The 25,575-nt window shown below is 72.4% G+C and carries 19 protein-coding genes and 3 pseudogenes; 8 read left to right on the plus strand and 14 right to left on the minus strand.

Annotated features, from left to right (window positions below; translation table 11 throughout):
- Positions 1–111: 111 nt before the first annotated feature.
- Together AC3CH1_RS03870 and idi are read left to right on the plus strand one after the other, a co-directional pair.
- Positions 112–1,380 carry a GNAT family N-acetyltransferase gene (locus AC3CH1_RS03870; protein WP_488461554.1) on the plus strand — a complete coding sequence of 423 codons (1,269 nt, stop codon included), beginning with the start codon at positions 112–114 and terminating at the stop codon, positions 1,378–1,380.
- A 147-nt stretch (positions 1,381–1,527) separates the two neighbouring features.
- The gene (gene idi / locus AC3CH1_RS03875) at positions 1,528–2,121 is read left to right on the plus strand and encodes an isopentenyl-diphosphate Delta-isomerase (RefSeq protein ID WP_360729335.1); all 594 of its coding nucleotides are present in this window, start codon (positions 1,528–1,530) and stop codon (positions 2,119–2,121) included.
- A gap of 27 nt (positions 2,122–2,148) precedes the next feature.
- On the opposite strand, the gene AC3CH1_RS03880 is transcribed toward idi, so the two are convergent.
- Together AC3CH1_RS03880 and AC3CH1_RS03885 are read right to left on the minus strand one after the other, a co-directional pair.
- The gene (locus AC3CH1_RS03880; protein WP_265598055.1) at positions 2,149–2,604 is read right to left on the minus strand and encodes an ATP-binding protein; all 456 of its coding nucleotides are present in this window, start codon (positions 2,602–2,604) and stop codon (positions 2,149–2,151) included.
- A 146-nt stretch (positions 2,605–2,750) separates the two neighbouring features.
- A complete protein-coding gene (locus AC3CH1_RS03885) occupies positions 2,751–3,374 on the minus strand; it encodes an HdeD family acid-resistance protein (RefSeq protein ID WP_488461555.1) in 624 nt (207 codons plus the stop codon).
- A gap of 80 nt (positions 3,375–3,454) precedes the next feature.
- Between AC3CH1_RS03885 and AC3CH1_RS03890 the strand changes: the two genes are divergently transcribed.
- On the plus strand, positions 3,455–4,219 hold the full coding sequence (locus tag AC3CH1_RS03890) for an enoyl-CoA hydratase/isomerase family protein (RefSeq protein ID WP_488461556.1): 765 nt from the start codon (positions 3,455–3,457) through the stop codon (positions 4,217–4,219).
- Here the strand turns inward: AC3CH1_RS03890 and AC3CH1_RS03895 are convergent.
- Together AC3CH1_RS03895 and AC3CH1_RS03900 are read right to left on the minus strand one after the other, a co-directional pair.
- The gene (locus tag AC3CH1_RS03895; protein ID WP_488461557.1) at positions 4,209–4,844 is read right to left on the minus strand and encodes a DJ-1/PfpI family protein; all 636 of its coding nucleotides are present in this window, start codon (positions 4,842–4,844) and stop codon (positions 4,209–4,211) included. The two genes, AC3CH1_RS03890 and AC3CH1_RS03895, sit on opposite strands and share 11 nt — an antisense overlap.
- A gap of 35 nt (positions 4,845–4,879) precedes the next feature.
- Complete coding sequence (locus tag AC3CH1_RS03900) at positions 4,880–5,842, minus strand: GlxA family transcriptional regulator (RefSeq protein WP_488461558.1); 963 nt, start codon at positions 5,840–5,842, stop codon at positions 4,880–4,882.
- A gap of 202 nt (positions 5,843–6,044) precedes the next feature.
- On the opposite strand from AC3CH1_RS03900, the gene AC3CH1_RS03905 reads away from it, so the two are divergent.
- Together AC3CH1_RS03905 and AC3CH1_RS03910 are read left to right on the plus strand one after the other, a co-directional pair.
- Complete coding sequence (locus AC3CH1_RS03905) at positions 6,045–6,914, plus strand: SCO6745 family protein (RefSeq protein WP_488461559.1); 870 nt, start codon at positions 6,045–6,047, stop codon at positions 6,912–6,914.
- A gap of 188 nt (positions 6,915–7,102) precedes the next feature.
- Positions 7,103–9,550 (plus strand): Tex family protein, encoded by a 2,448-nt coding sequence (locus AC3CH1_RS03910; protein ID WP_488461560.1) that lies wholly within the window; start codon positions 7,103–7,105, stop codon positions 9,548–9,550.
- A gap of 61 nt (positions 9,551–9,611) precedes the next feature.
- Here AC3CH1_RS03910 and AC3CH1_RS03915 read toward each other — a convergent pair whose 3' ends face one another.
- Positions 9,612–11,249, minus strand: coding sequence for an ABC-F family ATP-binding cassette domain-containing protein (locus AC3CH1_RS03915; RefSeq protein WP_488461561.1), 1,638 nt, complete (start codon positions 11,247–11,249; stop codon positions 9,612–9,614).
- Between the two features lie 157 nt (positions 11,250–11,406).
- On the opposite strand from AC3CH1_RS03915, the gene AC3CH1_RS03920 reads away from it, so the two are divergent.
- Entirely contained in the window at positions 11,407–12,330 is a 924-nt protein-coding gene (locus tag AC3CH1_RS03920) for an FAD-dependent oxidoreductase (protein ID WP_488461562.1), read from the plus strand.
- 235 nt (positions 12,331–12,565) lie between these two features.
- Here the strand turns inward: AC3CH1_RS03920 and AC3CH1_RS03925 are convergent, their stop codons facing one another.
- The 5 genes and pseudogenes from AC3CH1_RS03925 to AC3CH1_RS03945 form a co-directional block, all read right to left on the minus strand.
- Positions 12,566–14,332: a BCCT family transporter gene (locus AC3CH1_RS03925; RefSeq protein WP_488461563.1), complete on the minus strand. Its 1,767-nt coding sequence runs from the start codon at positions 14,330–14,332 to the stop codon at positions 12,566–12,568.
- A 73-nt stretch (positions 14,333–14,405) separates the two neighbouring features.
- Positions 14,406–15,791 carry a M14 family metallopeptidase gene (locus tag AC3CH1_RS03930; RefSeq protein WP_488461564.1) on the minus strand — a complete coding sequence of 462 codons (1,386 nt, stop codon included), beginning with the start codon at positions 15,789–15,791 and terminating at the stop codon, positions 14,406–14,408.
- Positions 15,792–16,079: 288 nt separating this feature from the next.
- Positions 16,080–16,862 (minus strand): annotated as a pseudogene (locus AC3CH1_RS03935) (oxygenase MpaB family protein); the annotation flags it as partial.
- A gap of 175 nt (positions 16,863–17,037) precedes the next feature.
- Positions 17,038–17,154: pseudogene (locus AC3CH1_RS03940) on the minus strand (oxygenase MpaB family protein); the annotation flags it as partial.
- 118 nt (positions 17,155–17,272) lie between these two features.
- A pseudogene (locus AC3CH1_RS03945) lies at positions 17,273–17,407 on the minus strand (Appr-1-p processing protein); the annotation flags it as partial.
- A 196-nt stretch (positions 17,408–17,603) separates the two neighbouring features.
- Between AC3CH1_RS03945 and AC3CH1_RS03950 the strand changes: the two are divergent.
- Entirely contained in the window at positions 17,604–18,335 is a 732-nt protein-coding gene (locus AC3CH1_RS03950) for a MerR family transcriptional regulator (RefSeq protein WP_488461565.1), read from the plus strand.
- Between the two features lie 36 nt (positions 18,336–18,371).
- On the opposite strand, the gene AC3CH1_RS03955 is transcribed toward AC3CH1_RS03950, so the two are convergent.
- The 4 genes from AC3CH1_RS03955 to AC3CH1_RS03970 all read right to left on the minus strand — a co-directional run bounded on the left by AC3CH1_RS03955 (position 18,372) and on the right by AC3CH1_RS03970 (position 24,169).
- Complete coding sequence (locus AC3CH1_RS03955) at positions 18,372–20,543, minus strand: 3-hydroxyacyl-CoA dehydrogenase NAD-binding domain-containing protein (RefSeq protein WP_488461566.1); 2,172 nt, start codon at positions 20,541–20,543, stop codon at positions 18,372–18,374.
- A 39-nt stretch (positions 20,544–20,582) separates the two neighbouring features.
- Positions 20,583–21,797 carry an acetyl-CoA C-acetyltransferase gene (locus tag AC3CH1_RS03960; protein WP_488461567.1) on the minus strand — a complete coding sequence of 405 codons (1,215 nt, stop codon included), beginning with the start codon at positions 21,795–21,797 and terminating at the stop codon, positions 20,583–20,585.
- 71 nt (positions 21,798–21,868) lie between these two features.
- Positions 21,869–23,011: an acyl-CoA dehydrogenase family protein gene (locus tag AC3CH1_RS03965; protein WP_488461568.1), complete on the minus strand. Its 1,143-nt coding sequence runs from the start codon at positions 23,009–23,011 to the stop codon at positions 21,869–21,871.
- A 9-nt stretch (positions 23,012–23,020) separates the two neighbouring features.
- Positions 23,021–24,169, minus strand: a complete 1,149-nt coding sequence (locus AC3CH1_RS03970) for a CaiB/BaiF CoA transferase family protein (RefSeq protein WP_488461569.1) — start codon at positions 24,167–24,169, stop codon at positions 23,021–23,023.
- 208 nt (positions 24,170–24,377) lie between these two features.
- On the opposite strand from AC3CH1_RS03970, the gene AC3CH1_RS03975 reads away from it, so the two are divergent.
- On the plus strand, positions 24,378–25,568 hold the full coding sequence (locus tag AC3CH1_RS03975; RefSeq protein ID WP_488461570.1) for a saccharopine dehydrogenase family protein: 1,191 nt from the start codon (positions 24,378–24,380) through the stop codon (positions 25,566–25,568).
- Positions 25,569–25,575 lie beyond the last annotated feature (7 nt).

Consider the following 25,575-nt stretch of genomic DNA (forward strand, 5'->3'; position numbering starts at 1 on the left):
GACGACGCCTTACCGGCGCGGCAATCGGTCCTTCCTCATCTCCCGGGTTTCCGGCTAGGTCCACTCTTCTCCCGGATCGGGTCGGAGCCCTCACACCCAAGGGTTCCCACGTTGACCGACCACACTGACGACGCCTCGCGCACCGAGGCGTTCTTCACCCTGCACCACCGTCTTCCCCGGCAGAGCCCCGGCTCCGACGCGACCACGCGTCGGCTGCTCGCTCTCGCCGGCCCGCTGCCCGACCGCCCGCGCGTCCTCGACCTGGGCTGCGGTCCCGGCCGGGCCGCTCTGCTGCTCGCCGCCGAGGCGGGCGCCGAGGTGACCGCGGTCGACCTGCACCAGCCGTTCCTGGACGAGCTGCGCGAGGCGGCCGGGGCCCGGGGCCTCGGGGAACGCGTCCGTACCGTCAAGGCGGACATGGGCGACCTCACCGGGCCCGTTTTCCCCGCGGGTTCCTTCGACCTGATCTGGGCCGAGGGCTCCGCGTACTGCATCGGATTCGACACCGCCGTCCGGGACTGGCAGCGCCTGCTGGCGCCGGGCGGCGCGATGATGATCTCCGACTGCGTCTGGACCACGGACGCGCCGTCCGCCGGGGCGCGCGACTTCTGGGAGCGCAACGGCTCCCTGCGCACCCTGCCGGAGACCACCGCGGCGGCCGTCGCCGCCGGCTGCACGGTCGACGCCGTGCTGCTCCAGCCCGAGAGCGACTGGGACGAGTACTACGTACCGCTCGCCGAACGGGTCGGGAGCGCCGATCCCGGCACTCCCGGTATGGAGGGGGCACTCGCGGCCACCCGTGAGGAGCTGGCGGTGCGGCGGGAGCACGGCACGGAGTACGGCTACGCCGCGTATGTGCTGCGCCCCGCCGATCCGCGGTGGAGGACCCGTCCGGAGACACCGGAGGACCGTGCGGCCGTGCACGCGGTCAACACGGCCGCGTTCCCCACCCGGGGCGAGGCGGACCTCGTGGACGCCCTGCGGGCCGACTCCGAGGCCTGGCTGCCGGAGCTCGGCCGTATCGCCGAGGCCCCGGACGGTTCACCGGCGGCGTACGCGCTGCTCACCCGCTGCCGGGTCGGCGACGCCCCGGCGCTCGCCCTGGCCCCGGTGGCCACCTCTCCCGCGTACCAGCGGCAGGGTGCGGGGCAGGCCGTGGTGCGGGCGGTGCTGGACGCCGCCCGCATGCGCGGTGAGGCGCTGGTGCTGGTGCTCGGTCATCCCGAGTACTACCCGCGCTTCGGTTTCGTGCCGGCCTCGCGCTACGGGATCCGGCCGGGTTTCGAGGTGCCTGACGAGGCGATGATGGCCCTGGTACTGGACGATTCCGTCCCTGTTCCGGCGGGCGTCATCCGCTACCCGGCGGCCTTCGGGGTCTGACGCTCCGTCCGCTCCGCCGCGCCCCGGGGGCGCGGCGGGGCGGACATGCCCGGACCCGCAGTGCGGACAAGCGGCTTTTGTACGGCAGACTTGACCGGACTCCAGGGGCCCGGCGCACGAGGCCGGGGACCAAAGCGAAGGATGGGTATGCCGACCACACCAGCCACCGCGACGCACAGCTCGTCGAACGGCACCGCAGAAGCGATCATGCTCGAACTGGTCGACGAGAACGGCACCACGATCGGCACCGCGGAGAAGCTGGCGGCCCACCAGGCCCCCGGGCAGCTGCACCGCGCGTTCTCCGTGTTCCTCTTCGACGAGCAGGGGCGGCTCCTGCTCCAGCGCCGGGCGCTCGGCAAGTACCACTCCCCCGGTGTCTGGTCGAACACCTGCTGCGGGCACCCCTACCCGGGCGAGGCCCCGTTCGCGGCCGCCGCCCGGCGTACGCACGAGGAGCTGGGACTCTCCCCCTCGCTGCTGGCCGAGGCCGGAACGGTCCGCTACAACCACCCGGACCCCGTGTCGGGGCTGGTGGAGCAGGAGTTCAACCACCTGTTCGTGGGGATGGCGCAGACGGCGCCGGAGCCGGACCCCGAGGAGGTCGGGGAGACGGCCTTCGTGACGGCGGCGGAGCTGGCGGAGCGCCACGCGCGGGCGCCGTTCTCGGCGTGGTTCATGACGGTGCTGGACGCGGCACGGCCGGCGATCCGTGAGCTGACGGGCCCCTCCGCGGGCTGGTGAACCCCCGCTCGTATCCGTACGGGGCGGTCAGAGCTGCGTCTTCAAGGGCAGCGCCGCCCAGATGATCTTTCCCCCGCTCGCGGTGTGCTCGACGTCGCAGGTGCCGCCCGCCTCCGCGGTGATCACCTTGACCAGCAGCAGGCCCCGGCCGCCGGTCTGCGCGTAGTCCGTCTCCAGCGCGGTGGGGCGGTAGGGGTGGTTGTCCTCGACCGAGACCCTGACCCAGTCGGCGGCGATGGCCACCTCGACGGCCAGTTCGGGCGAGAGGAGCGCCGCGTGCTTGACGGCGTTGGTGACCAGCTCCGAGACGATCAGCAGGAGCCCCTGGAGGATGTCGTCCTCGATCGGCACGCCCTGCCGGTCGAGGAGGTCACGTACCGCGTGCCGGGCGCTCGGCACGGACGCGTCCACGGCCAGGGCGGTGAAGCGCCACACCCCCTCGTACGACACGGGGTCGGCAGGGGCACTCCCGAGGCTCTCCATCGTCCGGCACCAGCTCTCACTCGCACTGCACTGACCGTCGAGTAAAGAGTGTTGGGAATGGCCTGGTCCGGCCCGTGCCACTGATCGGAAGTAGCCCGGTATCGGCGCTGTTTGACCAAACATGCATGATCTTGACGACTCGGGGACTATTTCCGCTCGTCTTCTGGTGACTTGATCGGGTCTTCCGAGGGCGGGGCGGTTTCATCGAGCCGCTCCGAGACCATGCTCACGATGCGCCGGCCGCCCACGCCGATGGCGATCAGGCCGAGCCCGTCGAACAGCAGGGCCAGCGAGAAGAAGCAGCCGAGGACGTAGAGGCTGCTGTGCGGCCAGTCGAACAGCACCAGCAGGCCCAGCAGCAGCCCGAAGGCGCCCTGCAGCAGCGTCCAGCCCATCTGCGGACCACGCACCACGACGCTGCCGACCAGCCGGAAGACCCCGCCGGTCAGGAAGAGCAGGGCGGCGAACATGGTCAGTGCCTCGGCCGTGCCCTCGGGGTGCTTGATGACGACGACGCCCGCGGCGATGTTGAGGGCCGCGACCACCACGCCCAGCCAGAAGTAGTTCGTCCCGCGTGACTCGATCGCGTGCAGCAGCCCGACCAGGCCACCGACGAGCAGCAGCCAGCCGAAGAGCAGCATCGAGGTGAGCGTGGCGACGCCGGTGTAGACGAGACCGATGACGCCCGCGATCACCAGCAGCGTGCCGAGCAGCGCGAGCCAGCCGAAACTGCGGCTGAGCTTCCGGCCCTCGGCGGTGGATTCGTTCATCGACGACTCCTTACGGTGCGTGCCCGCCCCGCGACCCCTTCTTGATCATAGGTTCGAACCCGCCGGATAGCATCCGGCGCATGGACCCCTCGGAACCCCGCCTGATCTCGTCCGTCGAGCGCGGCGTCGCCACGGTCGTGATCGCGAACCCCGCCAAGCGCAACGCGATGACCACCGCGATGTGGCGGAGCCTGCCGGAGCTGCTGGAGCGGCTCGGGGCCGATCCGGCGGTCCGGGCTCTGGTGCTGACCGGAACCGGGGACACCTTCTGCGCCGGCGCCGACATCTCCACGCTGCGGGAGGGCGCGGGCACCGCCCAGGGCCTGGCGGTGGCGGCCGAGGAGGCGCTCGCCGCGTTCCCCCTGCCGACAGTGGCCGCGGTGCGCGGCTACTGCGTGGGCGGCGGCGCCCAGCTCGCCGCCGCCTGCGATCTGCGGTTCGCGGAGGAGGGGGCCTCCTTCGGGGTCACCCCGGCCAGGCTCGGCATCGTCTACCCCGCCTCCTCGACCCGGCGGCTGGTCGCCCTCGTCGGTCCCGCCACGGCCAAGCACATGCTGTTCTCCGGCGAGCTGATCGGCACGGAACGGGCGCTGCGCACCGGCCTGGTCGACGAGGTGCTCCCCTCCGGCGGCCTGGACGACCGGGTCGAGGAGTACGTACGGGTCCTGGCGTCCCGGTCCCTGCTCACCCAGGCCGCGGCGAAGGATTTCGCCGGGGGTCGGACGGACCGGGACGCCCACTGGGCCGCCGAGGCGCGGGGCAGCGGTGACGCGGCGGAGGGCGCCGCCGCCTTCCTGGAGCGGCGCGCGCCCCGGTTCACCTGGACCGCGAGGTCTACCGGGTGATGTGACGGCTCCTGGCCCGCCATTCCTCGACGAGGGCCGCGGGGGCCTTCTCCGGCGACCCGCAGTCGTAGGGCGGCTTCGGGTCGTACTCCGTGAGCAGCTGCACCGAGCGCGCCACGTCGTCGCCCGCGATCCGGCCGAGCAGGGTCAGCCCCATGTCGATGCCGGCGGAGACCCCGGCGGCGGTGACGTACTTGCCGTCGAGGACGACGCGCTCCCCGGTGGGCTCGACGCCGAACCCCCTCAGCGCCTCCAGCGCCAGCCAGTGCGAGGTGGCCCGCCTGTCCTTCAGGAGCCCGGCGGCGGCCAGCAGCAGTGACCCGGTGCAGACGGAGGTCGTCCAGGTGCTGGTGGCATCGGCCGAGCGCAGCCAGCCCAGCAGGGCCTCGTTCTCCATCTGGTCGCCCTGGCCGGGGCCGCCCGGGACGATCACCAGGTCCGGGGAGGGCACCTCGGCGAGGGTCTTCTCCGCGACGAGCGAGAGGCTCCCGCTGTCATTGCGGACGGGGCCGGTCCGTGTCGCGACGAAGACGGGCTCGGCGCCGGGCGCACGGCTGAGGATCTCGTACGGGCCCACCGCGTCCAGGGCGGTGAAACGGTCGAAGAGCAGGATGGCGATCTGCACGGGAGCTGCCTCTCGGTTCGGTCGGACGGTGCGGTTCAGGTGCTGGAGGCGGGGGTGCGGAAGCGGCGGCGGTATTCGGCCGGCGCCGTCGCGAGGGTCTTCACGAAGGCACGGCGCATGGCTTCCGGGGTGCCGTATCCACTGGCGCGGGCGACCCGCCCGACGCCCTCGGCGGTGTCCTCCAGGAGCCGGCGGGCGTGCTCCAGGCGGACGCGCTCGACGTACCGCCCCGGGGTTGTTCCGGTCTCGGCCCGGAACGCGCGGGCGAAGTGCCGGGGCGAGAGCCGGGCGCGGGCCGCGAGGGCGTCGACCCCGAGGTCGGCGTCGGGGTGCTGGGTGATCCAGTGCTGGACCTCGCGCAGCGGTTCGCTCCGAGCTGTCCGGACGGACAGCTGGGCGCTGAACTGGGCCTGGTTGCCGGGGCGGCGCAGGAACACCACGAGATGCCGGGCGATCTCCAGCGCGAGATCCCGCCCGTGGTCCTCCTCGACGAGCGCGAGGGCGAGGTCGATGCCCGCGGTGACGCCCGCCGAGGTGGCCAGCCGCCCGTCCCGTACGAAGATCGGTTCGGGATCGACGTGAACGGCCGGGTAGTCCCTGGCCAACTGCTCGCAGTAGTTCCAGTGGGTGGTGACCCGGTGTCCGTCCAGCAGGCCCGCCTCGGCCAGCAGCAGCGCGCCCGTGCACACGGAGACGAGCCGCTCCGCCCGTGGCGCGTGCTCGCGCAGCCAGCCGGTCAGCTCCGGGTGGGAGCCCCGGGTGCCGTGCCCGCCGGGAACCAGCAGGGTGTGCGGAGCGGGCGCGTCGGCGAGGCTGCTGTCGGGCATCAGGGTCAGGCCGCTGGAGGAGCGGACGGGCCCGCCGTCGAGCGAGGCGGTCCACAGGTCGTAGGAGACGCCCGGCGCCCGGGAGGCTCCGGCGAAGACCTCCACCGGGCCGGTGACGTCGAGACTCTGGATGCCGTCGAAGAGGACGACGAGCACGGTTCGTTGCTGCACATGCGCCATCCTGGGCGGTGGGCGGCGATGGCCGCAATGACGAGTACCCCACCTTTCCTGCCATCGACCCGGCCCCGGCCCGCGCCGGACTTTCCCCGGCCCCGCCCTGGAGCTGGCCTGGCCCGGTCGTAGGGCCTGTCCTGGTGGATCGTTCCGCCCCCCGGGGTTCCACTCCGTACCGACCAGTCGGTAACGTGTTGATATGAGTACTCTCTCGGCCCGCGCGGAGCGCCGCTGCCACAACGCCGTCAACCCCCTGCACTCCTGCCTCTTCTTCTCCCCCGACCTGGGCGCGGAGATGGCGAAGATAGGTATCGAGGACCAGAGCGCCGTCTACTTCGCGACCCGGGCCGCCGCACTCGGCGCGGTCGGGGCGGGGACCGTCAGCGCCACCTTCTACAGCTTCAACCCCGCGCTGGTCGCCCGGCATGTGCCCGCCGTCTGGGAGACCGCCTCCCCCGAGGTGGTCCTCGGGGCCCGGCTCCGGGCGGCGGACACGACGCTGCGCCGGCTGCTCGGCGAGGAGGTCATCGCCTCCGACGCGATGGCCGAGGCGGCCCGGCTCGCGCTGCGCGCCACCGAGGCCTGCACCCCGCACGCCCGCCCGCTCTACGCCGCGCACGCGGAGCTGCCGGTGCCCAAGGAGCCGCACCTGGCGTTCTGGCACGCCGCGACCCTGCTGCGCGAGCACCGGGGCGACGCGCACCTCGCCGCCCTGCTCGCGGCCGGCCTGGACCCGCTGGAGTCCCTCGTCAGCCACACGGCCACCGGCAAGGGCATGGCGATCCGCTGGCTCCTGTCCTCCCGGGGCTGGCGGCGCACCGACTGGGAGGTTGCGTCCGGCCGGCTGCGGGAGCGCGGGCTGCTGGCCGACGGCGAGGAGCCGGCACTGACCGAGGCGGGCACGGCGCTGCGCGCGGAGGTCGAGGAGGCGACGGACCGCATGGACACCGCCCCGTACGAACACCTGGGCGCGGAAGGCGTGGAGCGGCTCACCGAACTGGGACGCGGCTTCCTCTTCACGGCCGCCGCCGCGGGGGCGTTCCCGGCCTCGGCGACCGGTCGGGGCTGACCCCGCACCGCCCGGAGCCCTCGCACACGCCAGGGGCTCCGGGCGTGTTCGCCGAGGTCACGCGACACCGCCCCCGGCCACCCGGCACAATGCAGGCCAGGGGGGACACCCCCGGCAAGCAAGAACGTGCTCATCGCGACACGAGCACGGCCAGCACAGCCAGTACGAGAAGGCGAGTCGGGAAAACCGTGACGACGTCCATCGAAGGCAGGATCGCCGAGGAGCTCGGCGTACGTGAGCGACAGGTCAGGGCGGCCGTCGAGCTGCTCGACGGCGGATCGACCGTGCCGTTCATCGCGCGCTACCGCAAGGAGGCGACCGAATCCCTCGACGATGCGCAGCTGCGCACGCTGGAGGAACGGCTGCGCTATCTGCGGGAGCTGGAGGAGCGGCGTACGTCGATCCTCGAATCCGTACGCGAGCAGGGCAGACTCGACGCCGCGCTGGAGGCGAGCATCCGGGCCGCCGAGACCAAGGCGCGCCTGGAGGACATCTACCTGCCGTTCAAGCCGAAGCGGCGGACGAAGGCGCAGATCGCCCGGGAGGCGGGGCTCGAACCGCTGGCGGACGGCCTGCTCGGTGATCCGTCGGTCGATCCGCTCGCGGCGGCCGCCGCGTTCGTGGACGGCGACAAGGGCGTCGCGGACGCGGCGGCCGCCCTGGACGGCGCCCGGTCGATCCTGACCGAGCGGTTCTCCGAGGACGCCGACCTGACCGGCGAGCTGCGCGAGCGCATGTGGACGCGCGGCCGGCTGGCGGCGAAGGTGCGCGAGGGCCAGGAGGAGGCGGGCGCGAAGTTCGCCGACTACTTCTCCTTCGCGGAGCCGTTCACCGCGCTGCCCTCGCACCGGGTGCTCGCGATGCTGCGCGGCGAGAAGGAGAACGTCCTGGACCTGGTCCTGGAACCGGAGGAGCCGGAGGCCGCCGAGCGGCCCGGCCCCTCCGCGTACGAGAACATGATCGCCCGCCGCTTCGAGATCGCCGACCGGGGCCGCCCCGGCGACAAGTGGCTGGGTGACACCGTGCGTTGGGCGTGGCGGACCCGGATCCAGGTGCACCTGGGCATCGACCTGCGGCTGCGGCTGCGCACGGCGGCGGAGGACGAGGCGGTGCGGGTCTTCGCCTCGAACCTGCGCGATCTGCTGCTCGCCGCCCCGGCCGGGACGCGGGCCACGCTGGGCCTGGACCCCGGATTCCGTACGGGGGTGAAGGTCGCGGTCGTCGACGCCACCGGCAAGGTGGTGGCCACCGACGTGATCCACCCGCACGTGCCCGCCAACAAGTGGGACCAGGCACTGGCGAAGCTCGCGCACCTCGCGAAGGAGCACGCGGTCGACCTGGTCGCCATCGGCAACGGCACCGCGTCCCGTGAGACGGACAAGCTCGCCGGTGAACTGATCGACAAGCAGCCGGAGTTGAAGCTCACGAAGGTGATGGTCTCGGAGGCGGGCGCCTCGGTGTACTCCGCCTCCGCGTTCGCCTCGCAGGAACTGCCGGACATGGACGTGTCGTTGCGCGGCGCCGTCTCCATCGCCCGGCGACTCCAGGACCCGCTGGCCGAGCTGGTGAAGATCGACCCGAAGTCGATCGGCGTCGGGCAGTACCAGCACGACCTGTCCGAGGTGAAGCTGTCGCGTTCACTGGACGCGGTCGTCGAGGACTGTGTGAACGGGGTCGGCGTGGACGTCAACACCGCGTCCGCGCCCCTGCTCTCACGGGTGTCGGGGATCAGCTCGGGGCTCGCGGAGAACATCGTCGCCCACCGGGACTCCAACGGGCCCTTCCGGTCCCGCAAGGCACTCAAGGACGTGGCGCGGCTCGGCCCGAAGGCGTACGAGCAGTGCGCGGGCTTCCTGCGGATCCGCGACGGCGAAGACCCGCTCGACGGCTCCAGCGTGCACCCCGAGGCCTACCCGGTGGTGCGGCGGATGGGGAAGAGCGCGGGCAGCGAGGTGGCTTCGCTGATCGGCAACGCGGAGGCCCTGCGCGCCCTGCGGGCCGCGGACTTCGTGGACGACATGTTCGGGCTGCCGACCGTGACGGACATCCTCAAGGAGCTGGAGAAGCCGGGGCGCGACCCGCGTCCGGCGTTCAAGACGGCGACCTTCAAGGAGGGCGTCGAGAAGCTGGGCGACCTGGAGCCCGGCATGGTGCTGGAGGGCGTGGTGACCAACGTGGCCGCGTTCGGCGCGTTCGTCGACGTCGGCGTCCATCAGGACGGTCTGGTGCACGTCTCGGCGCTGTCGAAGACGTTCGTGAAGGACCCGCGCGACGTCGTGAAGCCCGGGGACATCGTGAAGGTCAAGGTCATGGACGTCGACGGGCCGCGCAAGCGGATCTCGCTGACGCTTCGTCTCGACGACGAGCCGGGCGCGGGCGGCGGCCCCGGCGACGGGCAGCAGGGCCGCGGCGAGCGCGGCGGCCGTCCCCCGAAGCAGCGCCAGGGGCACGGCCAGGGGCAGCCGTCCGGTGGCGGCCAGGTCCGGCAGGGCGGCGGCGGCCGGGACCGGCGCGGTGGTGGCGGTGCGTCCCGGCAGGGCCAGGGGGCCCCGGCTCCGGCGAACAGCGCCATGGCGGACGCGCTGCGGCGGGCCGGGCTGACCGACCCGAAGCGGGGCGGCGGCCGGGGGCGCTGAGACGGACGGAGGTGGGGGCGGTCTGCTGTGTGCGGCCCGCCCCCACTGCCGTTGACCCGGCTCAGACTTCCTTGACCTGGCCGGCGGCCACCTCGATGCGCCGGGTCGTGCGGACCGCCTCCAGCATCCGCCGGTCGTGGGTGACCAGCAGCAGGGTGCCCGTGTACGTCTCCAGGGCCGCCTCCAGCTGCTCGATGGCGGGCAGGTCCAGGTGGTTCGTCGGCTCGTCGAGCACCAGGAGGTTGACGCCCCGGCCCTGGAGCAGGGCGAGGGCCGCGCGGGTGCGCTCGCCCGGGGACAGGCTGGTCGCCGGGCGCATCACATGGTCGGCGCGGAGGCCGAACTTGGCGAGCAGCGTGCGGACTTCGGCCGGTTCCGTGTCGGGCACGGCCGCGCAGAACGCGTCCAGCAGCGACTGCGCGCCGAGGAACAGCTTCCGGGCCTGGTCCACCTCACCGACGACGACGCCCGAACCGAGCGTGGCGTTCCCGGAGTCCAGCGGAAGCCGCTCCAACAGGGCGGCCAGCAGCGTGGACTTGCCGGCGCCGTTGGCCCCGGTGATGGCGACCCGGTCCGCCCAGTCGATCTGGAGCGAGGCAGGGCCGAAGGAGAAGTCGCCGCGCACCACGCGGGCGTCGCGCAGGGTCGCGACGACGGATCCGGAGCGGGGGGCGGAGGCGATCTCCATCCGCAGCTCCCACTCCTTGCGCGGCTCCTCGACGACGTCGAGGCGTTCGATCATGCGCTGGGTCTGGCGGGCCTTCGCTGCCTGCTTCTCGCTGGCCTCGCTGCGGGCGTTGCGGCCGAGCTTGTCGCCGTCGGTGGCCTTGCGGCGGGCGTTCTTGACGCCCTTGTCCATCCAGGAGCGCTGCATATGGCCGCGCGCTTCGAGGGACGCCTTCTTGTCGGCGTACTCCTCGAAGCCCTCGCGGGCGTGCCTTCGGGCGGTCTCCCGCTCCTCCAGGTAGGCCGCGTAGCCGCCGCCGTACAGGTTGATCTGCTGCTGGGCGAGGTCCAGCTCCAGCACCTTGGTGACCGTACGCATCAGGAACTCGCGGTCGTGGCTGATGACGACGGTGCCCGCGCGCAGGCCGGACACGAAGCGCTCCAGGCGCTCCAGGCCGTCCAGGTCGAGGTCGTTGGTGGGCTCGTCGAGCAGGAAGACGTCGTAGCGGGACAGCAGCAGCGAGGCGAGTCCGGCGCGGGCGGCCTGTCCGCCGGAGAGCGCGGTCATGGGCCGGTCGAGGCCCACGGTCAGGCCCAGCTCGGCGGCGACCTGCTCGGCCCGCTCCTCCAGGTCCGCGCCGCCGAGGGCGAGCCAGCGCTCCAGGGACTCGGAGTACGCGTCGTCCGCGCCCGGGGCGCCCGCGACCAGGGCCTCCGTCGCCTCGTCCATCGTCCGCTGGGCGTCGGCGACGCCGGTGCGGCGGGCCAGGAACGCGGACACCGTCTCGCCGTCACGGCGCTCGGGCTCCTGCGGGAGGTGGCCGACGGTGGCGGTGGGCGGGGAGAGCCGCAGCTCGCCCTCCTCCGGGCGGTCGAGCCCGGCGAGCAGCCGGAGCAGGGAGGATTTGCCGGCGCCGTTGACTCCGACGAGACCGATCACGTCACCCGGGGCGACGACGAGGTCGAGCCCGGCGAAGAGCGTGCGGTCGCCGTGTCCGGCGGCGAGGTCCTTGGCGACGAGAGTGGCAGTCATCAGGGTGTCGATCCTAGAGCCCCGGTCATGATCCGCGGGACACCCCCTGGTCGCCGGGGCCCATGCCCATCACCTCGTGCCCCCTGGCCTCCGGTTTCCGGCTTCCGTTAGCGTCCACGCAGCGACCGGGTGCACCGATGGGACAGGAGTGACCGTGATGGCGGATGTGATCGTGGTGGGCGGCGGGGTCGTCGGTCTGACCACCGCCGTGACACTGGCGGAGCGCGGGCTGCGGGTGCGGGTCTGGTCGCGCGATCCGGCCGGGGCGACGACGTCGGCGGTGGCTGGGGCCCTGTGGTGGCCGTACCGGATCGAGCCGGCGGAGCGGGTGGGCGACTGGTCGCTGGCGACGCTGGCGGTCTACGAGGAGCTGTCGGGCGCCCCGGAGGAGACCGGCGTACGGCGGGTGGCGGGGCTGCACGGCGGGGAGCGGCTCGCGGTGCTGGGCGACTGGTCGGCCGGGTTGAAGGACGCCGTGGAAGTGCCCGAAGGGCTGCGGGTGACCTTGCCGCTGCTGGACATGCCCGTCCATCTGGCGTGGTTGGAGCGGCGGCTCGCGGCCGCGGGCGGCACGGTGGAGCGGCGGGCGGTGACGGGGTTCGGCGAGGCGGCGGAGCGGAGCCCGGTGGTGGTGAACTGCACGGGGCTCGGGGCGCGCGAACTGGTGCCCGACGCCGGGGTGCGGCCGGTGCGGGGGCAGTTGGTCGCGGTGGAGAACCCGGGGATCGAGGAGTGGTACACGGAGGCGGACCCGGCGTCGGCCGCGACGACGTACTTCTTCCCGCAGCCGGGCCGGCTGGTGCTGGGCGGTACGGCCGAGGTGGACGATCCGCGCACGGAGCCCGACCCGGGGACGGCGCGGGAGATCGTGGCGCGGTGTGCGCGGATCCGGCCGGAGATCGCCGGGGCCCGGGTGCTCGGGCACCGGGTGGGGCTGCGCCCGGCGCGGGAGGCCGGGGTGCGGATCGAGGCGGAGGCGCTGCCGGGCGGCGGTCTGCTGGTGCACAACTACGGGCACGGCGGCGCGGGCGTGACCGTGGCCTGGGGGTGCGCGCGGGCGGCGGCGGCGCTGGTGGGCTGACCGGGGCCGGGCACGGGCCCGCAGGGTGATGGTGCGCGCGGGCCCGGCGGTTGTTGCGCGGGCCCGCCGGTTGCTGCGCGCGGGCCCGGCGGGAGCGGAACCGTCCGGTGGTGCGCGGATACCTGCCGTGTGCCGGGCCCACCCGGTGATGCGAGGGACACGACGTACCGGAGCCCGCGGCCTGTCGGCGGTCGCGGGCTCCGGTTCGGGTACGGAAAGGACGGAGGTTCCCCGGTCAGTCGGAGGGGCGCTTCTCCGTGGCCGTGGAGCCCGATCCGGTGGTGTCGGGCCGGTGGCGTTCGTCCGTGATGGTCGTGGTCCCGGGGCCGATGCGGATCTCGAAGTCGCCGTCGTACTTGGCGTGCCCCTCGATCACCGCGGACTCGACCGCCTCCACGCCGAACTCCTGGCGGACGATCTGCGGGTCCTTGCGCAGGTCCCGCATCAGGGCCACGCACATGCCGATCATGACGACGGCGAAGGGGGCGGCCACCAGGATGGTGAGGTTCTGCAGCCCTTGGAGCGCGTTCTCCTTGCCGTCGCCGATGAGCAGCATGATCGCGGCCACGGCCCCGGTCACGACGCCCCAGAAGATCACGACCAACTTGCTCGGTTCGAGGACGCCCTTCTGGGAGAGGGTGCCCATGACGATGGAGGCGGCGTCGGCTCCGGAGACGAAGAAGATGCCGACCAGGACCATCACCAGAATGCTCGTGAACGTGGCGATCGGGAACTCCTGGAGGACGCCGAACAGCTGCGCCTCCGGGGTGTCGGCGCCACCGAGCTTCCCGGCCTCGTCCAGCTTCATGGCCGAGCCGCCGAAGACGGCGAACCAGATCAGGCTGACGGTGCTGGGCACCAGGATGACGCCGCCGACGAACTGACGGATCGTGCGGCCACGGCTGATCCTGGCGATGAACATGCCGACGAAGGGAGTCCAGGAGATCCACCAGGCCCAGTAGAAGACGGTCCAGCTGCCGAGCCAGTCGGCCACGTCACCGCCGCCGGTCGCCTCGGTGCGTCCGGCGAGCTGTCCCAGGTCGGTGATGTACGCGCCGAGGGAGGTGGGCACCAGGTCGAGCACGAAGATCGTGGGACCGGCGATGAAGACGAACACGATGAGAACGAGGGCCAGCACCATGTTGATGTTGGACAGCCACTGGATGCCCTTCTCGACGCCGGAGACCGCGGAGGCGACGAAGGCGACGGTCAGCACGGCGATGACGGTGACGAGAAGTCCGGTGCCCGCCTTCTCCAGCCAGTCCAGTTCCTGGATGCCGCTGCCGATCTGGAGCGCGCCGAGGCCGAGGGAGGCCGCGGAGCCGAACAGGGTGGCGAAGATGGCCAGGATGTCGATGACGCGGCCGACGCCGCCGTAGGCATGGCGCTTGCCGATCAGCGGTTCGAAGACCGCGCTGATCGTCTGCCTCCTGCGCATCCGGTAGGCGCTGTAGGCGATGGCGAGCCCGACCACGGCGTAGATGGCCCAGGGGTGCAACGTCCAGTGGAAGAGCGTGGTGGCCATCGCCGTCTGCATGGCCTCGGCCGAGGCGGCGGGGTCGGTGCCCGGCGGCGGGGTGCGGAAGTGGGCGAGGGGCTCGGCGACGCCCCAGAACATCAGCCCGATGCCCATACCGGCGCTGAACATCATCGCGATCCAGGAGATGGTCCGGAACTCCGGCTTCTCGCCCTCCTGGCCGAGGCAGATCTTCCCGTACCGGCTGACGGCCAGCCACAGGGCGAAGATGACGAAGGCGGACGCGGCCAGTATGAAGGCCCAGCCGCCGTTGTGGATCAGCCCGGTGAGCAACTTGCCGGAGACGGTCTCCAGGGAGTCGGTGGCGGTCGCGCCCCAGACGACGAAGGCGAGGGTGAGGACCGCCGTGACTCCGAACACCACCCGGTCGGTGCTCGGGGTCCTGGTACTGAGCGGTTCGGGGGGAAGGTCCGCCGTGACCGACAGCCCTTCCCGCCCGTCCGTTGTCTGGTCGTCCTGGGACACTGATGGCACCTTTCACCGAGTCTGAAAAACGCTCTCCGTAGGCAGTACCACACCTGCCCTGGATCTCGAAGGATCAACAAGCTGTTCTGGCTTGACCGTTTGTGAGGTGATATGTCGCTCGCTGATCGAGAAGCAGCGGAATCAAGCGTCGAGCCGACTGGCGCATAGGCACAAACACGCCACTCTCCTCCGGTCGGGCCGAGACGCCGTGCAGGGCCAGCCGATCCTTCACCGCCGCGTACTGGGCCGCGTCCAGCCGGTAGCCGCACGGCGGGTCGGCGAGGACCTCCGCGGGCTCGGCCGGGTCGTTGTCGGCGCCGCCCAGGTACACGGGCCCCCGGTCGGCGAGGCCGCTCAGGCGCGCGAGGGCGGTGGCCGTCCGGAGCCGGGCGCGTTGCTCGTCGGTGAAGGCGAAGAGACCGCCGAGCGCGGTTTCCTGGGAGTGGACCCTGCGCCGGTGGTTGAGCGCCTGATCGGCCTTCTCCGCGTCGCTCAGCGCGTCGATCCGGGACTCGATGAGCAGGCCGACGGCGTGTTTGAGGCCGGAGGTGTTGCGCAGGATGCGTTCCTGACCGTCGCCGGCGACCTGCTTGACGGGCTCCCCGGTGGCCGGGTCGGTCCAGATGCCGTAATGGCCGTTGCTGTAGCCGGCCGCCGTCGCGGCGGGGCGGACGTACCGCTCGGAGAGGGTGCGCGCGACGTCGTGGACCCGGTCGTCGACGTTGAGGTTCCGCGGCCACAGCGCGAACAGGTCCTTGTCGTAGTACGGCGGGGTCGCGCCGTACTCGTGCAAGTCGTAGATCACCTGGGGTCGTTCGTCGCGTACGACGGTGGCGACGGCCCGCGCCTCGGCGGTCTCCAGGGCGATGTGGTCGCGGTTGACGTCGACCCCGTCGGCGTTGCCCCGGGTGTAGGCGGCGCGTCCGTCGGGGTTGGCCGTGGGCAGCACCAGCAGGGTCGTACGGGCCAGGAAGGCGCGGGTCGCCCGGTCCTCGGCGAACGCCAGGTCACGGATGGTGGTCAGACAGGCCTCGCGCCCGGCGGGCTCGTCCCCGTGCTGGCTGCAGATCAGGAGCACCGTGGTGGCCCCGGGGCGTTCCCGGCCGACGCGTACCAGCCGCAGGGGGCGTCCCTGACCGGACGTTCCGACGCGGTCCACGGAGACCCGGTCGCTCCCCCGGTCCACCGCCGCGAGGAAGGACCGCTCCTCCGTCTCGCCGGTCCAGCGGGCCCCCTCGCTCGTCTCGAACCCGGTGCGCGGCGGGCGGTGCGCGGCCTCGGCGGGCGCGATGGCGAACGGGAGGGCCAGCCCGGCGAGTGTCGCCGCCACGGCCGTCCGGCGCATCGCCCTCGCCCCGCGGCACGCGGGCGCCGACTGCCACCGGGCGGGGGCCGCGACCGGCGCGAGCCACGGGTGCGGGCTGAGCATGCGGAGCGCACGAGCGATGCGAGGGGTCATCAGCGGCCTCCGGAGCATGGGGGCGGGCGCCGTGACGCCCGTCCGGCTGTCGGCAATGTGCGGACGTTACCCCGGTCAACTCCTGGGCGACAGGGGTTGATCACTGCTGTCGTGCGGGCCGTCCGTGACGACGGAACGGTGATCGTGTGACAGAGGTGCCCGGCAGGGCGCGCCCTGTTCCGCCCCGTGCAGGGCCTCATGACGAGCGGTCAGGACGCGGAACCGACCGGGGAACACGCGGGTCACGACCACCGCTGACGTGTGCCGGGGCGGCGGAGCGGCGGGCGTTCAGCCAGTCCGACGCGCTTCGGCGGCGCGGGCCGCCTGCCCCGCCGTACGCGACGCGGCGCGGGCCGTTCGCGCCCGGGGCAGATAGCGCAGTCGCTCCGGGAGGACGGGGACGACGATGCGCAGCACCGCGCACATCCGGCGCAGCCGCTTCTCCTGGTCCGGGGTCCACGGCAGGCCGATGGCCAGTCGGGCGTCGGGCGGCATGAGCCCGATGGTGACGAACCGGCGGAAGCGGGCCAGCGGCGGGAGCAGCACCGGCCACAGGGCCCGCGACAGCAGCCGGATCGGCCACGGCCCCCGGTCCGGCGGCGGGACGGACTGGTGGGTGGCGACGAGTTCCCGGACGACGGGGGTCGCCTCGATCTCGCCCGCGAGCATCTTCTCCCAGTACGGCCGGAAGTCCTCGATGGTCCGGGGCATGTCCCGGTCGTGGATGCCCAGGATCCGGCCGACCTGGAGCCACTCCGCGTACAGGGCACGCTCCTGGGCGGGAGTCATGGGGCGGATCAGATACCGGGCCGCGTGCTGGTACACGGGGAAACCGGTGGCGTGCACCCAGGCGTAGTCGGCGGGCGTCAGGGCGTGGTAGCGGCGGCCGCGGGTGTCGGTCCCCCGGATGGTGCGATGCAGCACCCGCAGCCTGCGGCCCTCCTCCGCGGCCTCCGCGCCGCCGTAGACCCAGAGCTGGAGCGAGCGCAGCGAGCGTTCACCGCGCCCCCAGGGGTCGATGCGGAAGACGGAGTGCTCGTCGACGCCGGCGCCGACGGCCGGGTGGGCGACCTAGGCCCTGTCGTCAAACTCCCGTCGTCGCCCGGAGGGCGGCCCTGCGGGGTCAGGTGCGTGCTCTCGGCGTGCCGGGCTCACGTCCTCGTACTGGACGTACTCGGGCGTGGGCCCGGTGCGGCGAGAGTGCGTGCATGGCGCCGCGGGGCAGACGGGAGTTTGACGACAGGGCCTGGAGGGTGAGGGCCGCGGGCAGCATCAGCAGGGCACGGATGTCCCCGGAAAGGCTCCAGAGCACCCCTCCGGGCGGGGGCGGCTCGGGGTTCCAAGCGTCGGTCGCGCTGCTCATCCGTGCTCCCGCGGTCCGGCGGGCCTGCCGTGCGCTGCCCGCGCCCTGTTCCTCTCCTCCATGGTCCCTCCCCCCGCGAGAACCCCCGGGGCGGGGTCGGGAACCGTCGGCGGGCCGGTCAGTCGTGGTCGTACACCGTCACCGGTATGCCCGCGGATATCAGGCGTCGCTCGATCAGCGGCTCGGTCCTGGCCCACGTGCCGCCCGCGAGCCCGCAGCCGATCCGGGGCACAGGGACCGAGGCCCCCGGCTCGCCGCCTTGACGCCCTTGCCCTGCGGCGCGGTGGCGTCCCCCCGTACGTAGGTGATCTCCGACATGACCTCACCGTACGGGCCGCCACTGACAACGGACCCGGGGTGGACGGCGGCGCGATGGTGCCGGAGACTTTCACAGTCATGGTGAGACAGCGGAACTGTCCGATACGAGGGTTCGACGGCGGGGAGCAGAGATGGCGACGGGGACCGAGGAGCCGACGCTCACGGTGGACGAGCTGGCGGCCCGCGCCGGGGTCACCGTGCGCACCGTGCGGTTCTACAGCACCCGGGGCCTGCTGCCGCCGCCGGTCATCGGGCCGCGCCGGGTCGGACACTACGGGCCGGACCACCTCTCGCGGCTCGCGCTGATCGAGGAGCTCCAGCAGCAGGGCATGACGCTGGCGGCGATCGAGCGCTATCTGGAACAGCTGCCGCCCGACCTGAGCGCCCACGATCTGGCGATCCACCGGGCGCTGGTCGCGTCCTGGGCGCCGGACCGGACCGAGGACTTCGCCCGGGCCGAGCTGGAGCGACGGGCCGGGCGGGCGCTGTCGGAGGCGGATGTGGAGCGGCTGGCGGCGATGGGGGTGCTGGTCCGGCCGCTGGAGGACGGCGGGGCGTACCGGGTGGATCTGGGGCTGCTGCGGCTCGGGGTGGAGCTGCTGGACGTGCCGATCGCGCACGAGACGATCCTGGCGGCGCGGACCGTTCTGCTGGAGCACACCCGCTCGGCCGCCCAGGAGATGACCCGGCTCTTCCGGGACGAGGTGTGGAACCCCTATCGGGAGCGTGGGGGCGACCCGGAGCATGTGGCGGCGATGAAGTCGCTGTCCGCCGATATGCAACCGATCGTGGTGCAGGCGCTGGTGACGGCGTTTCAGCGCTCGTTGAAGGAGGAGCTGCGGGCCGCGTTCACCGCCGAGTGACGGTGAACGCGGGCCGTGGAGGCGCCTGTCGATGGTTCAGTCGTGGAAGGTCTCGCCCTTCTCCGCCTTCTCCACCAGCAGCGCGGGCGGCAGGAAGCGGTCGCCGTAACGCTCGGCGAGTTCCCGGGCGCGGACCACGAAGCCGGGCAGGCCGCCCTCGTACCCGTTGATGTACTGGAGGACGCCGCCGGTCCACGGCGGGAAGCCGATGCCCATGATGGAGCCGATGTTGGCGTCGGCGACGGAGATCAGGACGTTCTCCTCCAGGCAGCGGACGCTGTCCAGGGCCTCGGAGAACAGCATCCGCTCCTTCATGTCCTCGAAGGGCACATCGGCGTCGGGCTTCGCGAAGTGCTCGCGCAGTCCGGGCCAGAGCCCGGTTCGCCTGCCGTCCTCGTCGTAGTCGTAGAAGCCCGCTCCCCCGCTGCGCCCCGGGCGGCCGAACTCGTCGACCATGCGGTCGATGACCTCGTCGGAGGGGTGGCCGGGCCAGCTGCCGCCGGCCTCCTGGACCGCGCGCTTCGTCTCGTCGCGGATCTTGCGCGGCAGGGTCAGGGTCAGCTCGTCCATCAGGGAGAGCACCTTGGCCGGGTAGCCGGACTGGGCGGCGGCCTGCTCGATCGACGCGGGCTCGACGCCCTCGCCGACCATGGCGACGCCCTCGTTGATGAACTGGCCGATGACGCGCGAGGTGAAGAAGCCGCGGGAGTCGTTGACGACGATCGGCGTCTTCTTGATCCGGCGGACCAGGTCGAAGGCGCGGGCGAGCGCCTCGTCGCCGGTGCGCTCGCCCTTGATGATCTCGACCAGCGGCATCTTGTCGACGGGCGAGAAGAAGTGCAGCCCGATGAAGTCGACGGGGCGCGAGACGCCTTCGGCGAGGACGGTGATCGGGAGGGTGGAGGTGTTGGAGCAAAGCAGCGCGTCCGGCTCGATGACGTCCTGGATCTCCTGGAACACCTTGTGCTTGAGGGCGGTGTCCTCGAAGACGGCCTCGATCACCGCGTCGCAGCCCGCGAGGTCGGCCGCGTCGCCGGTGGGGGTGATGCGAGCCAGCAACTCGTCGCGCTTCGCCTCGGTCGTACGGCCCCGGGAGAGCGCCTTGGCGAGCAGTTTCTCGCTGTACGCCTTGCCCTTGGCGGCCGCTTCGGTGGAGACGTCCTTGAGGACGACCTCGATCCCGGCCTTGGCGCAGGAGTAGGCGATGCCCGCGCCCATCATCCCGGCGCCGAGGACGGCTACCTTGCGGACGGGGCGCTCGGGGATGTCCTTCGGGCGGTTGGCGCCGGAGTTGACGGCCTGGAGGTCGAAGAAGAACGCCTGGATCATGTTCTTGGAGACCTGTCCGGTGACCAGCTCGGTGAAGTACCGGGCCTCGATGGTCAGGGCGGTCTCGAAGTCGACCTGGGAGCCCTCGACGGCCGCCGCCAGGATGTTGCGCGGCGCGGGCATGGGCGCGCCCGCGAGCTGCTTCTTCAGGTTGGCCGGGAAGGCGGGCAGGTTGGCGGCGAAGCGCGGGGTGGACGGGGTGCCGCCGGGGATCCTGTAGCCCTTGACGTCCCAGGGCTGCTGGGACTCGGGGTGGGCGTCGATGAAGGCGCGGGCCTTCTCGGTCATCTCCTCGCGGGTGGCGGCGACTTCGTGGACGAGCCCGTGCTCCAGGGCGCGCAGCGGTGTGTACTGGGTGCCCTGGAGCAGCACCTTGAGCAGGGCGTCGGCGATGCCCATGAGGCGTACGGTCCGGGTGACGCCGCCCCCCGCGGGGAGCAGGCCGAGGGTGACCTCGGGCAGGCCGATGCGGGATCCGGGGGCGTCGAGGGCGACGCGGTGGTGGCAGGCGAGCGCGATCTCGTAACCGCCGCCGAGGGCAGCCCCGTTGATGGCGGCGACGACGGGCTTGCCGAGGGTCTCGATGCGGCGGAGCGAGGCCTTGATGGCGTTGCCCGCGTCGAAGGCGTCCTGGGCGTTCTCCGGGCCGGCCTTGATCATGTCCTTGAGGTCGCCGCCGGCGAAGAAGGTCTTCTTGGCGGAGGTGTAGATGATGCCGCGGATGGAGTCCTTCTCGGCCTCGGCGCGGTCGGCGACGGCCGCGATGGAGTCCTTGAAGGCCTGGTTCATCGTGTTGGCCGACTGGTTCGGGTCGTCGAGGACGAGGGTGACGACGCCGGTCTCGTCCTGTTCCCAGCGGATGGTCGTGCTCTCGGTCATGTCGGTGTCTTCTCCGTAAGCAGGTGGGGCCGGGCCGGGTCAGATGCGTTCGACGACGGTGGCGACGCCCATGCCGCCGCCGACGCAGAGGGTGACCAGGCCGAACCGCTGGTCGCGGCGCTCCAGTTCGTCGATGACGGTGCCGAGGATCATCGCGCCGGTCGCGCCGAGGGGGTGGCCGAGCGCGATCGCGCCGCCGTTGACGTTGACCTTGTCCAGGGTCAGGCCCATGTCCTTGACGAAGCGCAGGACGACTCCGGCGAAGGCTTCGTTGATCTCGACGAGGTCGATGTCGTCGATGGTCAGCCCGGCCTTGGCGAGCGCCTTGCGGGTGGCGGGGGCGGGGCCGGTGAGCATGATGGTGGGTTCGGAGCCGGAGACGGCGGCGGAGACGATACGGGCGCGCGGGGTCATGCCGTAGCGCTCGCCGACCTCCTGGGAGCCGATGGCGACGAGCGACGCGCCGTCCACGATGCCGGAGGAGTTGCCCGCGTGGTGGACGTGGTCGATCTTCTCGACCCAGTGGTACTTCTGGAGGGCCACCGCGTCGAAGCCGCCCATCTCGCCGATGCCCGCGAAGGACGGCTTGAGCGCGGCGAGGGAGTCGGCGGTGGTGCCGGGGCGCAGGTGCTCGTCGTGGTCGAGGACGAGGAGGCCGTTGCGGTCCTTGACGGGGACGACGGAGCGGGCGAAGCGGCCGTCCTTCCAGGCGGCGGCGGCGCGTTCCTGGGAGAGCGCGGCGTACTCGTCGACGTCGCGGCGGCTGAATCCCTCGATGGTGGCGATGAGGTCGGCGCCGATGCCCTGCGGGGCGAAGCCGGTCTCGAAGCTGGTCATCGGGTCCATGGCCCAGGCGCCGCCGTCGGAGCCCATCGGCACCCGGGACATCGACTCGACGCCACCGGCGAGGACGAGGTCCTCCCAGCCGGAGCGGACCTTGGCGGCGGCCAGGTTGACCGCCTCCAGGCCCGAGGCACAGAAGCGGTTCTCCTGCACCCCGGCGACGGAGTCGGGCAGGCCGGCCGCGATGGCGGCGATACGGGCGATGTCGGAGCCCTGGTCGCCGAGCGGGCTGACCACGCCGAGGACGATGTCGTCGATGGCGGCCGGGTCGAGGTCCGGGAAGCGGCCCCGGATCTCGTGGATGAGGCCGACGACCAGGTCGATCGGCTTGGTCCCGTGCAGGGCGCCGTTGGCCTTGCCGCGGCCGCGCGGGGTGCGGATGGCGTCGTAGACGAATGCTTCGGTACTCAAGACAGCTGCCTTTCGAGGGTGGTTGTCGGCCCGGGTGAGGGGCGGCTCGGGCCGCCCGGGTGAGGGGCGGCTCAGGCGAGCAGCGAGCGGCCGATGATCTCCTTCATGATCTCGGTCGTGCCGCCGTAGATGGTCTGGACGCGGCCGTCGGTGAACGCCTTGGCGACCTTGTACTCGCTCATGTAGCCGTAGCCTCCGTGGAGTTGGAGGCAGCGGTCGGCGACGCGCTTCTGGAGTTCGGTGGCCCACCACTTGGCCATGGAGGCGTGGACGGCGTCCAGGACGCCGTCGGAGTGGTCGACGATGCACCGGTCGAGGAAGGTCCGGGTGACGGCGCACTCGGTGGCCATCTCGGCGATCTCGAAGCGGATGTGCTGGAGCTTGGAGAGCGGGCGCCCGAAGGCCTCGCGCTCCTTGACGTACCGGGTGGTGATCTCCAGCAGGTGTTCGGCGGCGGCGATCCCGGCGACCGCTATGCCCATGCGTTCCTGGGCCAGGTTGGTCATCAGGTGGATGAACGCGCCGTCGAGTTCGCCGAGGAGGTTCTCCTTGGGGACGCGGACGTCGTCGAAGAACAGTTCGGCGGTGTCCTGGGACTTCTGGCCGATCTTGTCGAGGTTGCGGCCACGCTCGAAGCCCTCCGCGCCGCGTTCGACGACGATCAGCGAGAGGCCCTTGGCCCCGCCGTCGGGGGTGGTCTTCGCGACGACGACGACCAGGTCGGCGAGGATGCCGTTGGAGATGAAGGCCTTGGAGCCGTTGAGCAGCCAGTGGTCGCCCTTGTCCTCGGCGGTGGTGCGGATGCTCTGGAGGTCGGAGCCCGCGCCGGGCTCGGTCATCGCGATCGCGGTGATGATCTCGCCGGAGCAGAATCCGGGGAGCCAGCGCCGCTTCTGCTCGTCGGTGGCCAGGCCGGTGAGGTAGGGGCCGATGATGTCGTTGTGCAGGCCGATCGCGAGTCCGGGGGCCCCGGCCCGGGTGAACTCCTCGGCGAGGACGGCGCTGTAGCGGAAGTCGTCGCTGCCGCCGCCTCCGTACTCCTCCGGGACGGCGAGGCCCAGCAGTCCCGCGCGTCCGGCGGCGAGCCAGGCGTCGCGGGAGACGATGCCGTCCTGCTCCCACTGCTCGTAGTACGGGAGGACCTCCTTGGCCAGGAAGGCCCGGACGGTCTCGCGGAAGGCGTCGTGCTCCGCGGTGAAGATCTGCCGTTGCACGGGGGGCTCCTAGAGGGTGTCGGTCGAGTCGGCGGGCCGCAGCGCGGGGACGTCCCAGTCGGCGGCAACGGCGGCCGTGTCGGCGCCGGGCAGGGCGGGCCCTCCGCGTACGGAGACGGGGGTGGCCGAGAAGCGCGGGGCGGGGGCGGGCTGGGTGAGGCCGCCGTGCTCGACGAAGGTGGAGCGGGCGGCGAGGTGCGGGTGGTGCGGCGCCTCGGTGAGCGAGAGCACGGGAGCCACGCACGCGTCGGTGCCGTCGAACATCTCGGTCCACTCGGCGCGCGTACGGGTCGAGAAGCGCTCGGTGACGGCGGCGCGCAGCTCGTCCCAGCGGGCGAGGTCCCAGCGGTCGGGGAAGGCGTCCGCGATGCCGAGGAGGCCGACGAACTCCGTGTAGAACTTCTCCTCCAGCGGGCCGACCGCCATGTGGCCGCCGTCGGAGGTGGCGTAGGTGCCGTAGAAGGGGCAGCCGCCGTCGAGGAGGTTCGTGCCGCGGCGGTCCTGCCAGCTCCCGGCGGCCAGCATGCCGTGGATCATCGTGGCGAGATGGGCCGCTCCGTCCACGATGGCGGCGTCGACGACCTGCCCCTCACCGTGGGCGCGGGCGTGCTGGAGGGCGGCGAGGACGCCGATGACGAGGTAGAGCGAGCCGCCCGCGTAGTCGCCGACCAGGTTGGCTGGGACCACGGGCGGCTCGTCCGGCCTGCCGATCATGGACAGGGTGCCGGTGAGCGCGAGGTAGGCGATGTCGTGTCCGGCGCGCTCGGCGAGCGGCCCGTCCTGGCCCCAGCCGGTCATCCGGCCGTAGACGAGCTCCGGGTTGCGGGCGAGGCAGGCCTCGGGCCCGACGCCGAGGCGTTCGGCGACGCCGGGGCGGTAGCCCTCGATGAGGATGTCGGCGCGTTCGACGAGGTCCAGGACGCGGGCCGGCCCCTCGTCGCTCTTGAGGTCCAGGAGGACGGAGCGCTTGTTGCGGTTGGTGAGGTCGGACGCGGGATCGATGCCGATCCCCGCGCCGCCTGGACGGTCCACGCGTACGACGTCGGCCCCGAGGTCCGCCAGCAGCATCGCGGCGAACGGTCCGGGTCCGATGCCCGCCAGCTCGACGGCGCGGACACCGGTCAGCGGACCGTGGACGGGTGCTGGGCCTTTCGCCATCTGTGAGCCCCCAGGGGTGTGACACAACTGATGTAACACCTGTGATGCTAAGAACGTCCCGGGCTCCGCACAACCCCTCGGGCCGAGCAAGCGCTTAGTTCTTTCCCCTCGATCCTCTCGCATCCGGCCCGCCCGGCCGGGCGCCGCCACGTCGCTCTCCGCTACCCTCTGCCTGCCACGTCAGCACCGGCTCGCAATGGAGGTACTCGTGAACAGGCAGAACGACGCGACACGCCCCTTGGACGTCGTCCTCTTCGGTGCCACCGGTTTCGTGGGGACGCTCACGGCCGAGTACCTGGCGGCCCACGCCCCCGCCGGCCTGCGTTGGGCGCTGGCCGGTCGCAGCCGGGCCAAGCTGGAGGGGCTGCGGGAACGGCTCACCGCGATCGCCCCCGGCTGCGCGGACCTGCCGCTGCTGGAGACCGACGCGGACGACGCGGAGGCCCTGGCCGAACTGGCCGCCTCCACCCGGGTGGTGGCCACCACCGTGGGGCCGTACATCCGTTACGGCGAGAAGCTCGTCGCCGCGTGCGCGGAGGCCGGGACGGACTACGCGGACCTCACGGGCGAGGCGGAGTTCATCGACCGGACCTACCTTGAGCACGACGCGCGGGCCCGTGAGACGGGAGCGCGCATCGTGCACGCCTGCGGCTTCGACTCCGTCCCCCACGACCTGGGGGCGTACTTCACCGTCAAGCAGCTGCCCGAGGACGTCCCCCTCACCGTCGACGGCTTCGTCCGTACCGACGCGGTGTTCTCCGGCGGGACGTTCGCCTCGGCGCTGACCGCGATGGGCCGGGGCCCGCAGATGCTGGCCGCCGCCCGGGAACGCCGGCTGCACGAGCCGCGCGTGGTGGGCCGGCGGGTCCGCACCCCGGCGGGCTCCCCGCACTTCAGCGGGTCCGTCGGCACCTGGGCGCTGCCGCTGCCGACGGTGGACCCGACGATCGTGGGCCGCTCGGCACGGTCCCTGGAGCGGTACGGCCCCGACTTCCGCTACCGGCACTTCGCCTCGGTCAAGACCCTGCCGATGGCGCTCGGCGCCCCGCTGGCGATCGGCGCGCTGCTGGCCGCCGCACAGGTGGAGGGCGCCCGGGAGTGGCTGATGGGGCGTTACGAGCCGGGGCGGGGGCCGGACGAGGAACGCCGCGAGCGGAGCTGGTTCACCATCCGCTTCGTCGGCGAGGGCGGCGGGCGGCGCGTCTTCACCGAGGTGTCGGGCGGCGACCCGGGTTACGGCGAGACGGCGAAGATCCTCGCCGAGTCGGCGGTGTGCCTGGCCCTGGACGAGCTGCCGGAGACCTCCGGGCAGGTCACCACGGCGGTGGCCATGGGCGACGCGCTCCTGGAGCGGCTGACGGCGGCGGGACTGCGGTTCCGGGTGGCGGCGGTGCGGTAGTCGGCGC

It is taken from the genome of Streptomyces sp. MGP-P1 (genome assembly GCF_057766565.1).

Bases quoted from the DNA above. Each gene is read 5' to 3' on its own strand.
- AC3CH1_RS03880 (WP_265598055.1), bottom strand. From the start codon at position 2,604: ATGGAGAGCCTCGGGAGTGCCCCTGCCGACCCCGTGTCGTACGAGGGG.
- AC3CH1_RS03970 (WP_488461569.1), bottom strand. From the start codon at position 24,169: ATGGCGAAAGGCCCAGCACCCGTCCACGGTCCGCTGACCGGTGTCCGC.
- AC3CH1_RS03905 (WP_488461559.1), top strand. From the start codon at position 6,045: ATGAGTACTCTCTCGGCCCGCGCGGAGCGCCGCTGCCACAACGCCGTC.
- AC3CH1_RS03920 (WP_488461562.1), top strand. From the start codon at position 11,407: ATGGCGGATGTGATCGTGGTGGGCGGCGGGGTCGTCGGTCTGACCACC.
- AC3CH1_RS03915 (WP_488461561.1), bottom strand. From the start codon at position 11,249: ATGACTGCCACTCTCGTCGCCAAGGACCTCGCCGCCGGACACGGCGAC.
- idi (WP_360729335.1), top strand. From the start codon at position 1,528: ATGCCGACCACACCAGCCACCGCGACGCACAGCTCGTCGAACGGCACC.
- AC3CH1_RS03890 (WP_488461556.1), top strand. From the start codon at position 3,455: ATGGACCCCTCGGAACCCCGCCTGATCTCGTCCGTCGAGCGCGGCGTC.
- AC3CH1_RS03955 (WP_488461566.1), bottom strand. From the start codon at position 20,543: ATGACCGAGAGCACGACCATCCGCTGGGAACAGGACGAGACCGGCGTC.
- AC3CH1_RS03930 (WP_488461564.1), bottom strand. From the start codon at position 15,791: ATGACCCCTCGCATCGCTCGTGCGCTCCGCATGCTCAGCCCGCACCCG.
- AC3CH1_RS03885 (WP_488461555.1), bottom strand. From the start codon at position 3,374: ATGAACGAATCCACCGCCGAGGGCCGGAAGCTCAGCCGCAGTTTCGGC.
- AC3CH1_RS03950 (WP_488461565.1), top strand. From the start codon at position 17,604: ATGGCGACGGGGACCGAGGAGCCGACGCTCACGGTGGACGAGCTGGCG.